At 56.1% G+C, this 716-nt stretch carries 2 pseudogenes; one reads left to right on the top strand and one right to left on the bottom strand.

The features are described from left to right. Positions 1–367, top strand: a pseudogene (locus tag EWE75_RS26000) (hypothetical protein); the annotation flags it as partial. A 186-nt stretch (positions 368–553) separates the two neighbouring features. Here the strand turns inward: EWE75_RS26000 and EWE75_RS24760 are convergent. Then, positions 554–716, bottom strand: a pseudogene (locus EWE75_RS24760) (IS701 family transposase); the annotation flags it as partial.

Here is a 716-nt window from a genome sequence, read left to right on the forward strand (position 1 = left end):
CCGGTGTGTAGTCGCGCCGAACGCCAACCGCTGCCGCCATCGCAAGCCTCCATCTGCCTGCAACGTCGAATCAGATTTTCAGCTCCTTGGGAATCCCCCACGTGAGTCACTCTCAGCGCGCTTTGGTGTTACCCGCCAAACTACCCTGCGGACATGCTATCGCCGATGCCCATCAGTTCTGGAATGTGGGGGTGATTTCGCGCTTACCAACCTTTGGCAGTTCATGCGTGACAACTGGTTGTCCAACCGCATCTTCACATCCTACGAGGACATCGTCGACCATTGCTGCTTCGCTTGGAATGCGCTCGTCGAGCAACCATGGCGCATCATGTCCATCGGACTGCGACAGTGGGCACATGGGTTCTGATCAATGCGCCTTGGTATGAATCAGTGCACTAACATTACAGTTGCCGTTTGATCTTAAAGTGAGCCTGTTGCGCCGCAGCCTGATGTGCGCGTCGCCATAGAGACCATGCGATGAAGTGCGCCGGCCGGATATCTCGCTGGCCAAGCCGGCTGGCAATGTGCCTGATCTCTTGTACCGACCAGCGGATTAACGGCTTTTCGCAAGAGCCTTGGGCAATTTGGGCAGCTTTTTTTCGGCGCCGGTATTGGCTTTGTGCCGAATGGTTGTGACCATGGCAAAGGCGAGCATGACCAGAGATACATGACGATACCAGCCGTGCCAGGATCGGGTCTCGTTGTGATCGAGTCCC

This window comes from Sphingomonas populi, assembly GCF_004208535.1.
Classification (GTDB): domain Bacteria; phylum Pseudomonadota; class Alphaproteobacteria; order Sphingomonadales; family Sphingomonadaceae; genus Sphingomonas; species Sphingomonas populi.